We start from the raw sequence: 10081 nt of genomic DNA on the forward strand, positions 1-10081 counted from the left end.
GGCGGCCCGGGCGGCGGCGGGCAGGGCCGCCTCGATGGTCTCGAAGGCGGCGTCGTCCATGGCGGCGTTGACGAACCACGCCTCGAACGCGCTCGGCGGCGGGTACACGCCCGCGTCCAGCAGGGCGTGGAAGAACGGCCGGTACCGCCACGTCGCCGAGGCCGCCGCGCTCTCGTAGTCGTGCACCGGCCGGTCGGTGAAGTAGACGCTGAGCAGGTTGCCCGCGTACGACACGGTGTGCTCGACACCCTCGGCGCTCAGCGCGGTACTGAGCAGCCCGCCGAGCCGGTGCGCGTTGGCGTCGAGCGTGCGGTACACCTCGGCGTCGGCCAGGCGCAGCGTGGTCAGTCCGGCCGCCACGGCGACGGGGTTCCCGGCGAGGGTGCCCGCCTGGTAGACGGGGCCGCTCGGGGCGAGCTTCGCCATGACGTCGGCCCGGCCGCCGAACGCGGCGGCGGGCAGGCCGCCGGACATCACCTTGCCGAACGTGTACAGGTCGCCGGCCACGCCGTCGACGCCGTACCAGCCCGCCTCGGACACCCGGAAGCCGGTCATCACCTCGTCCATGACCAGCAGGGCCCCGTGCGCGTGCGCGATCTCGCGCAGCTCGGCGTTGAAACCGTCCCGCGGGGCGACCGCGCCCATGTTGCCCGCCGCGGCCTCGGTGATCACCGCGGCGACCGAGTCGGGATTGTCCGCGAAGTACCGCTTGACGGCGTCGATGTCGTTGTAGGGCAGCACGACCGTGTCCGAGGCCTGCGCCCCGGTGACGCCGGGCGAGGTGGGCAGGCCGAGCGTGGCCACTCCCGGACCCGGCCTGGGCGAGCAGCGCGTCGACGTGCCCGTGGTAGCAGCCCGCGAACTTGACGACCCCGCTGCGGCCGGTGAACGCGCGCGCCAACCGGATGGCGCTCATCGTCGCCTCGGTGCCCGAGTTGACCAGGCGCACCTGCTCCACGGGCCCGACCCGGCGGATGATCTCCTCGGCGAGTTCCACCTCACCGGTGGTCGGAGTGCCGAAGGACAGCCCGGACGCCGCCGCCTCCTGCGTGGCGCGCACCACCTCGGGGTGGGCGTGGCCGAGGATCATCGGGCCCCAGGAGGACACCAGGTCGACGTAGCGGTGGCCGTCGGCGTCCCACAGGTGCGGCCCCTGCGCCCGCACCATGAACCGCGGGGTGCCACCCACCGAAGCGAACGCCCGCACCGGCGAGTTCACCCCGCCGGGCGTGGCGGCCTCGGCGCGTGCGAACCAGGACCTGGACTGCTCGACCGACTGCTCCACTGCTGAACTCACGTTCCCAGTCTCGCAAAGACGCCGTCGCGACGGTGCCCCGGCCGGGCCGCCCCGGGAGCGGTCGTTCGTCAGCGGCCGGGACCGCCGCGTCGCCGTCGGCGCGTCCGGGTGCCCAGCAGGGTCTGCCTGCCCGCGTCCACGAGGAGCAGCGCGGCGGCGGTGGCCAGGGCGAAGGCGAGTCCCACCCAGTTGCCCGCCACGGTGCGGGAGACCAGCTCGGTCCCGTCGTCGAGGTGGAACACGACCGTGCCCCAGGCCCGCGCCCAGGCCTGCGGGACCATCCATCCGGCGGCACCGGCCGCGAGCACTTCGAGCACCGCCACCACCAGCCGGGCGGGGTGATGCAACCGGGCCGCGGCACGCCCGTGCGACGCGGCGGCAGCGGGCGGAGCGACGTCACTCACGGGGTCGAGTCTGTCACGGCCGTCCGCAGCGCCCGACGCAGTGCGGCACCGTCCCGTGCCCAGGCCCGCACCGTCGTGTCGTCGTCCAGCCGCAGCGGGATCTCCTCGTACCCGCGCGGCACGTCGAACCCTCCCCCGAGGACGCGGCCCCTCCCGGTGCCCCGCCGGTCGGGGCCGTGGTCGGCACCCTCCCCGTCGACCTCGGTGATCCGGGTGCGGGGGAGCCACTCGGAGCCCTGGCGGAGGTGGGTGTCGTCGACCGCGACGGCGAGGAAACGTCGGCGTGCCGACACCCACAACCAGGTCAGCCCGAGCAGCCCGACCGCGACGACCACCCAGGTCACGGTGTGCGGGCGGAAGCCGTTCCCGACCTCCACGAGCCAGCCCCCGAGTGCGAAGACGGGACCCCAGAGCAGCGCGCGGAGACGCGCGCCCGGCTCGGCGTAGTGCGTGCGGCCGTCGGAGGGCCGGTCCCGCGGCCCGCTCAGTGCAGCGACCTCCCCACCTGCGGGAAGTAATCGGTCACGCTCGGCAGGTGCAACAGCACCGTCGCGAGCACGGCGGCGAACGCCGCGGCGATCGCCATCAGCCCGGGCAGCAGCAGCGCGACGAGGAGGAAGACGGCGGCGAGCACGGTCAGCACGGTGCGCGCCGAGCGGGTGCCCTGCCGCGCCTTGTACGCGAACAGCCAGGTGAACCCGGCCAGCGCGAGCGCCCCCATGAGCAGCAGCCAGAGGAAGTTGGTCACGCTGGTCTCGGCCTGCTCGCGGGTCAACCCGTCGACCTCCCGTTCGAGGAGGGAGTCGACCAGGCTCTCCTGCTGCGGGAACGTGAGTACGACGGCGGCCACCAGCACGAGGCCGGCCAGGACGTAGAGCCAGAATCCGGCCGTCACCGGGCCGGGGACGGCTGCGTCGTCCCGCTTCTCGCCGGGCACGGCGGGTTCGGGTGGGAGGCCGCGCTTGCGACGCTGGTCGTCCGACTCGGGTGGTTCCGTCACGGCGGGAGACTCTAGTCGAGCCAGGCCGCGGCCTCAGCCGCCCAGTAGGTGAGGATCAGGTCGGCCCCCGCCCGCCGGATGGAGGTCAGCGTCTCCAACACGGTGCGCTCACGGTCGATCCAGCCCTTCTCGGCGGCGGCCTCCACCATGGAGTACTCCCCCGAGATGTTGTACGCCGCGACCGGGACCGGGGAGTTCTCAGCGACCGCGCGGACGACGTCGAGGTAGGTCATCGCCGGTTTGATCATCACGGCGTCGGCGCCCTCGGCGACGTCCAGCTCCACCTCGCGCAGCGCCTCCCGGGCGTTGGCCGGGTCCTGCTGGTAGGTGTTGCGGTCGCCCCGCAGTTGCGAGTCCACGGCCTCGCGGAACGGGCCGTAGAAGGCGCTGGCGTACTTGGCGGAGTAGGCGAGGATGCCGACGTCGGTGCGCCCGGCGTCGTCCAGGGCGCGGCGGAGGACGCCGACCTGACCGTCCATCATCCCGCTCGGCCCGAGCAGGTGGGCGCCCGCCTCGGCCTGGGCGCGCGCCATGTCGGCGTAACGGTCGAGGGTGGCGTCGTTGTCCACACCGCCCGCGGCGTCCAGCACGCCGCAGTGCCCGTGGTCGGTGAACTCGTCGAGGCAGGTGTCGGCCATCAGCACCGTGTCGTCGCCGAGTTCGGCCCGCAGATCACGCAGGGCGACGTTGAGGATGCCGTTCTCGTTGGTGGCGCCGGACCCCCGCGCGTCGTGGGTGGCGGGCACGCCGAACAGCATCAGCCCACCCACCCCGGCGCGCACGGCGTCGACGGCGGCCTTGCGCAGGGACTCCCGCGTGTGCTGCACGACGCCGGGCATGCTGCCGATCGGCCGTGGCGCCTCGGCGCCCTCGGCGACGAACATCGGGAGAATCAGCTGGCGCGGCCGCAGCGTCGTCTCGGACACCAACCGCCGCACGGCGGCCGTACCCCGCAACCGACGAGGCCGATGCTCGGGAAACATTCCGCCACCCTACCCGCCGTCACCACCCGTGTGCCCCCGCACCGGCCGAGGTTGCCGTGAGGGGCACATTCCCTGCGTCAGACGCCGTGAGGGGCACATTCACTGCGTCACAGGCAGGGAATGTGCCCCTCACGGCACAACCCCGGCCCCGAGGGGTCAGGAGGAGCGGCGGGTGCGCTTGGCCTTGCGGGGTGGGGGGAGGGCGCCTTCGGCGCGGAGTTTGGCGGCGTGCTCGGCGAGGGCGTCCACCAGCTCCACGGCGTTCGGCTGCTCCGGGCGCACGTCCACGCGCAGGCCGAACTCGGTGGCGGTCTCCGCGGTTTTCGGGCCGATACAGGCCACCAGCGTGCGCGCGTGCGGCTTGCCCGCGATGCCGACCAGGTTGCGCACCGTGGACGACGACGTGAAACACACGGCGTCGAACCCGCCGGTCTTGATCATCTCGCGGGTCTCGGCGGGCGGCGGCGCGGCGCGCACCGTGCGGTACGCGGTCACGTCGTCGATCTCCCAGCCGCGTTCCTTCAGGCCCGCCGAGAGCGTCTCGGTGGCGATGTCGGCGCGCGGCAGCAGCACGCGGTCGACGGGGTCGAGCACCTCGTCGTAGGGCGGGAACTCCTCCAGCAGCCCCTCGCTGGACTGTTCCCCGGAGGGCACCAGCTCCGGGTAGATGCCGAACGAGCGCACCTTCTCCGCGGTGGCCTCGCCCACACAGGCGATCTTGACGCCGGAGAACGCCCGCGCGTCCAGCCCGAACTCGGCGAACTTCTCCAGCACCGCGCGCACCGCGTTGGTCGAGGTGAACACGATCCACTGGTAGCGCCCGTCGACGAGGCCCTTCACGGCGCGCTCCATCTGGGCGGGGCTGCGCGGCGGCTCCACCGAGATGGTCGGCACCTCGTGCGAGCTGGCACCGTGGCTGCGCAGCCGCTCGGCCATGTCCCCGGCCTGCTCCTTGGTGCGCGGCACGAGCACGTTCCACCCGTAGAGGGCGCGGGACTCCCACCAGGACAGCTTCTGCCGGTCGCCGACGGCCTCGCCGACGGTGACCATCAGCGGGCCCGCGACCTCACCGGCGTCCGAGGCCAGCGACGACAGCGTCGTCTCCACGGTGCGCTGGGTGTTGCTGGTGCCGTTCGAGGTGACCGCGACCGGCGTCTGCGCCGACAGACCGTGCTCCACCAGCGCCGACGCCGCCTCGGCGAGGTGGCTCGACGTCGCGTGCAGCACCACCGGGCCCGGCGTGGCGGCCAGTCCGGCCCAGTCGACCTCACCGCGCACGTCCACCTCGGTGTGCTGGCCCCCGAGGGCGACCCCGGCGTAGGCGGGCACGGCGGCGGCGGGCGAGACACCGGGGACCACGTCGTACACCGCGTTGGTACGGGCGACCGCGTGCACCTCGGACACCACGGCGGACTGGGTGAGCGGGTCCCCGGCCGTCAGGCGCAGGACCAGCCTGCCCGCCTCGGCCTCCGAGGTCAGGTCCTTGGCGACGTCCCCGGGCTCACCGACGGCGGGGCGAACCTCGGCCTCCGAACCGGCGTAGGTGAGCACACCGGAGGGCACGTCCGGGTCGGTCACCACGAGGTCGGCCTTCGCGAGCAGCTCCTGGGCACGGACCGTCAACAGTCCGGCGTCCCCGGGGCCCGAGCCCACGAAGGCGACGCGCCCCGTGGTCTTGCGTGCGGGGGTCATGTACGTCGTCTCTCCTCGTCCGTCCGCCGTCCGTGACGGCTTGCTGTCACCGCCGTCCGTGACGGCTTCGTGTCACCGCCGTCCGTGACGGCTTGCTGTCACCGCCGTCCGTGACGGCTTGGTCCGTCCGCCGTCCGTGACGGCTTGGTCCGTCCGCCGTCCGTGACGGCTCTGTCCCGGCCGCCCCTCAGGACGGCACTTGTGTCCGGCCGTCGAAGCGACGGCCCTCCGTCTCCCGCCGTCGATGCGGCGGCCCTTCGTCCACCGCGTCGAAGCGACGGCCCTCCGTCCTCGCGTCGTCCCGTCCGGACGGCCCACGTCCCGGCCGGAACGACCGGGACCTGCCCTGTCCGGGCTCAGTGCGACAGTGTGCCCGCGCCGAGGTCGAGCAGCTCCGCGGCCAGCGAGCGCCCGAGCGCGTCCGCGTCGGCGGTCTCCCCGACCACGGACGCGGAGAGCACCTCCACGGAATCGTCCTCGGCCTCGGTGGCGGCGATCCCGCGCAGCGAGAGCCGCTCGACGACCGCCCCGGCGTCGTCCAGGTCCTCCACGACGTCGGCCAGCGCGCCCACCGGGGCGCTGCACCCGGCCTCCAGCGCGGCCAGCACGGCACGCTCGGCGGTCACGGCGACCCGCGTCCGCTCATCGTGCACGATCGAGTAAAGCAGGTGCTCGGTGTCCACGTCGTCGACACGGGTCTCGATCGCGAGTGCCCCCTGTGCGGGAGCCGGAACCATCTGGCGCGGATCCAGCGTCTCGGTGATCTCGTCGGTCCGGCCGACACGGGCCAGCCCGGCCCGGGCGAGCACGATGGCGTCGAGCTCGCCCGAGGTCACCTTGCCGATCCGGGTGTCGATGTTGCCCCGGATGGGCACCACGTTCAGCCCGAGTCCGAGCGCCCGCAGCTGCGCCATCCGGCGCGGCGACCCGGTGCCCACGGTCGCCCCGGGCGGCAGCTCGCCCAGGGTGTGCCCGTCGCGGGCGATCAGCGCATCCCGCGGTCCTCCCGCGGCGGGACCGCGGCCAGGGCGAGGCCCTCCTCCGCGGCGGTGGGCAGGTCCTTGTAGGAGTGCACCGCGACGTCGACCTCCCCCTGCAGGAGCGCGTCGCGCAGTGCGGAGGTGAACACCCCCACCCCGATCTCCGCGATCGGGGCCGACGAGCGGTCCCCCGGCGTCGACACGGGGACGATCTCCACCCGCTGTCCCGCATCGGTCAGCCGCTGCGCGACCGTGCCCGTCTGGGCCATCGCGAGCCTGCTGCCGCGCGTGCCGATCCGAATAGTCCTGTCAGCCACTCTCGTCACCGTCGATCCGACTCGTCTCGGGGGCCGCGGACGGGGTGGACACCGCGGTCGGCGCCTGCGGGTCGAGCCCGAACAGCTCGCGCAGCGCGTTGGCGTAGTCGGTGCCCGCCTTCTGTTCGGCGGCCAGTTGTTTCACGCGCACGGTCGGCGCGTGCAGGAGCTTGTCCACGACCCGCCGTACCGTGCGGCCCACCTCGTCGCGGACGTCGGCGTCGAGGTCGGGGCGGCGGCGGTCGAGCCGCAGCAGTTCGGCGTCGACGACCTCGGCGGCCTGCTTGCGCAGGGCGGTCACCGTCGGGGTGACGGCGGCGCTGCGCTGCCCGGCCAGGTACTCGCGCACCTCGTCGAGCACCAGACCACCCGCGCGGGCGATCTGCTTCTCCGTGGTCGCCGTCCCGGAGTCGGCCATCCGCTGTCGGATCGTCTCCAGGTCCACCAGCGACACCCCGGGGATCTCGCCGACGGACGGCTCGACGTCCCGCGGCAGCCCGAGGTCGCAGACCACCAGCGGAGTGTCCGCGGCATCGCCGCGGTCGAGGTCGGAGAAGTGCCCCGCGCCGAGAACCGAGTCCTTCGCGCCGGTGCAGGAGACCACCACGTCGGCCCGGGCCAGTTCCGTGGTGAGCACACCCATCGACACCGCGCGGGCGAGGATGCCCTGCTCGGCGACCGAGTCCGCGAGCCGTTCGGCCTTCTCCACCGTGCGGTTGGCCACCACCAGGTCACCGATGCCGGCCTTGCGCAACTGCGAGGCCGCCAGCGCCCCCATCGACCCGGCACCGACGATCAGCGCACGCCTGCCCGCCAACTCGCCCGCCGCGGCCAGCGCCTCGGACACCACCGAGGCACCGAGCTGGTCGAGCCCCGTCTCGGTGTGGACGCGCTTGCCGACCCGCAGCGTCGTCTGGATCAGCTCGTGCAGGGTGCGGCCGACCGTGCCCGCCGCGCGCGCGGTGGCATAGGCCGACCGCACCTGCCCGAGGATCTGGGTCTCGCCGACGACCATCGAGTCGAGGCCGGAGGCGACCGAGAAGATGTGCTCCACCGCCGCGCCGGCGTAGTGCACGTAGAAGTTGTCGTAGAGCTCGCCCGGCTCCATGCCCGCCTGCCGGGCGAGCACGTCGGAGATGTCGGCGAGGCCGCCGTGGAAGGTCTCCACGACCGCGTAGACCTCGACGCGGTTGCACGTCGACAGCAGCATGACCTCGGAGACGTCCTCGGCCCGGTGCAGCTCGTCGAGGACCTTCACCACCTCGGCGGCCGGCACGGCGGCGCGCTCCAGCGTCACCAGGTCGGCCGTCCGGTGGGACAACCCGATCGCGAGGACACTCACGACGACATCACCGCACCTCCGAGACCCTCGGTGTCGGCGACCCGGCCCGCACCGGGCCCGCCGTCCGCCCTGCGCGCCACATGGAAGGACAGGATCTGTAACTCCACAGCCAGGTCGACCTTTCGCACCTCGACATGTTCGGGCACCTGCAACACCACGGGGGCGAAGTTGAGAATGCACTGCACCCCGCCCTCCACGAGCCGGTCGCACACCGACTGCGCCGCCGTGGACGGCGTGGCGATCACCCCGATGGAGATGCCCCGCTCGGCACACACCCGCGGGATCTCCTCCAGCCCGGAGACCGGGAGCCCGCCCACCGGGACCCCGATCAGGTCGGGGTCGACGTCGAACAGTGCCTCCACCGGGAAGCCACGTCCCGGGAAGCCGCCGTAGTTGGCCAGCGCGTGCCCGAGGTTGCCGATGCCCACCACGGCGACCCGGTGCTGGCGGGTGAGTCCCAGCGTCCGCTCGATCTGGCCGATGAGCACCTCGACCTCGTAGCCGACGCCGCGCGTGCCGTAGGAGCCGATGTAGGACAGGTCCTTGCGCAGCTTCGCGGAGTTCACCCCGGCCGCGTGCGAGAGCTCCTCGCTGGAGACGGTGGTCGAGCCCTGTTCGGCCAGTGTCGAGAGCACCCGCAGGTACACGGCGAGTCGCGCGACGGCCGCCTCGGGCACCGCCTTGACGGGCAACCCCCCGGCACCCGGATCCGTCGCGTCGGCGGGGTCCGCGGTCTCCACGGCGGGCAGCTCGGCGGTGGGCGCGTTGTCGGCGTCCGGTGCCCGCCGCCCCCGTCCCGAGGCGGACGAGGACCCGTTGCGCCGGCCACGCTGTGCCACCACGCTGGTCTCCTGTCGCCGACGAAGAATTCACTCTTGACCCCACGGGGGCGGGTGGTGTTCGATACCCGACCCCACACGGCATTGGCACTACGGTAGCCACCTGTGAACGTGGGCACAAAGTAGCTGGTCGTAACCTTGACGCAGGCCACACCGGGGCTTCGCCCGGCCACGGCGAGCCGTCCACCACCGTACCGATCGACGTCGGTGGGCGGCCCGACGAACGACGTGCGCCGGATCGCACTCCGCCCCGGGAGGAATCACCGCGCGGTGAACGACACCGTGTGCCATCCGGTCGCCCCGTCCGGCAGTACCGGGGCGCGCTCGCCCGTCTGTACCCGGCCCGCCGCGTCCACGGCGCGGCAGACCAACCGGTGCTGTCCGGGCGCGCCGACCCGGACGTCGGCCCGCCACATCCGCCACGTGTCGTCGCTGACGTCCGCGGCGAGGTCGGCGTCGACCCACGGCCCGTCGTCCAGCCGTACCTGCACCCGGTCGATCCCGGTGGGCTGGGCCCAGGCCACCCCCGCCGCGGTGAGCGTTCCGGGGGACACCTCGGCGCCCTCCCGGGGCGTGTCGACCCGCGACTGCGTCTTCACCGGCGCCTCGCGGGCCCAGTCCCGTTCGCGCCAGTACGCGGTCCGCGCGCCCCAGGTGGTGACCTCCAGGTCGACGACCCACTTGGTGGCGGAGACGTAGCCGTACAGGCCGGGGACGACCAGGCGGGCGGGGAAGCCGTGCTCCAGCGGCAGCGGCCGCCGGTTCATCCCGACCGCCAGCAGGGCACCGCGTGCGCGGTCGGTGACCGCGCCGATCGGGGTGCCGCAGGTCCAGCCGTCCGCGCTCGTCGAGAACAGCTGCTGCGCACCCGGCCGCACCCCCGCCTCGGCGAGCAGATCGGCCAGGGCCACGCCGGTGAACTCGGAGGTCGACACGTACGGACCGCCCACCGGGTTCGACACGCAGCACAGCGTCACCCGGCGTTCCACGAGCTCGCGCGCGCCGATGTCGTCCCAGGTGAGGGTGAGCTCGCGGTCGACCATGCCGTGGATGCGCAGCGACCAGTCCGCGGGGCGGACCTGCGGCACCACGAGGGCGGTGTCGATGCGGTAGAAGGCGTCGTTGCGCGTGACGAACGACGGGGTGCCCAGCCGCCGGAAGTCCGCCCCCGGGGGCAGGGGCGGCGCGGGGCGGTCCGGCCGGATCCGGCCCAGCGCGGTGCGCGAC

At 73.5% G+C, this 10081-nt stretch carries 8 protein-coding genes and 2 pseudogenes; all 10 read right to left on the bottom strand.

Annotated features, from left to right (window positions below):
• Positions 1-1168: pseudogene (hemL, locus tag SACHA_RS21355) on the bottom strand (glutamate-1-semialdehyde 2,1-aminomutase); the annotation flags it as partial.
• Between the two features lie 197 nt (positions 1169-1365).
• Positions 1366-1701, bottom strand: a complete 336-nt coding sequence (locus SACHA_RS21360; RefSeq protein WP_019809364.1) for a hypothetical protein — start codon at positions 1699-1701, stop codon at positions 1366-1368.
• On the bottom strand, positions 1698-2078 hold the full coding sequence (locus SACHA_RS0109990) for a hypothetical protein (protein WP_019809366.1): 381 nt from the start codon (positions 2076-2078) through the stop codon (positions 1698-1700). Before SACHA_RS0109990 ends, SACHA_RS21360 begins: the two co-directional genes overlap by 4 nt.
• 107 nt (positions 2079-2185) lie before the next feature.
• Positions 2186-2701, bottom strand: coding sequence for a hypothetical protein (locus tag SACHA_RS0109995; protein WP_019809368.1), 516 nt, complete (start codon positions 2699-2701; stop codon positions 2186-2188).
• Between the two features lie 11 nt (positions 2702-2712).
• Positions 2713-3684 carry a porphobilinogen synthase gene (gene hemB / locus SACHA_RS0110000; RefSeq protein WP_051110166.1) on the bottom strand — a complete coding sequence of 324 codons (972 nt, stop codon included), beginning with the start codon at positions 3682-3684 and terminating at the stop codon, positions 2713-2715.
• A gap of 156 nt (positions 3685-3840) precedes the next feature.
• Positions 3841-5376 carry a bifunctional uroporphyrinogen-III C-methyltransferase/uroporphyrinogen-III synthase gene (locus SACHA_RS0110005; RefSeq protein ID WP_019809373.1) on the bottom strand — a complete coding sequence of 512 codons (1536 nt, stop codon included), beginning with the start codon at positions 5374-5376 and terminating at the stop codon, positions 3841-3843.
• 356 nt (positions 5377-5732) lie between these two features.
• Positions 5733-6625, bottom strand: a pseudogene (hemC, locus tag SACHA_RS21365) (hydroxymethylbilane synthase).
• Between the two features lie 40 nt (positions 6626-6665).
• Positions 6666-8015 (bottom strand): glutamyl-tRNA reductase, encoded by a 1350-nt coding sequence (locus SACHA_RS0110015; RefSeq protein WP_019809375.1) that lies wholly within the window; start codon positions 8013-8015, stop codon positions 6666-6668.
• A complete protein-coding gene (locus tag SACHA_RS21370) occupies positions 8012-8857 on the bottom strand; it encodes a redox-sensing transcriptional repressor Rex (RefSeq protein WP_019809377.1) in 846 nt (281 codons plus the stop codon). Before SACHA_RS21370 ends, SACHA_RS0110015 begins: the two co-directional genes overlap by 4 nt.
• Before the next feature lie 257 nt (positions 8858-9114).
• A partial coding sequence (locus SACHA_RS21375; RefSeq protein ID WP_019809379.1) for a molybdopterin-dependent oxidoreductase occupies positions 9115-10081 on the bottom strand: 967 nt, incomplete at its 5' end.

The organism is Saccharomonospora halophila 8 (assembly GCF_000383775.1).
In the GTDB taxonomy this organism is placed as follows: Bacteria; Actinomycetota; Actinomycetes; order Mycobacteriales; family Pseudonocardiaceae; genus Saccharomonospora; species Saccharomonospora halophila.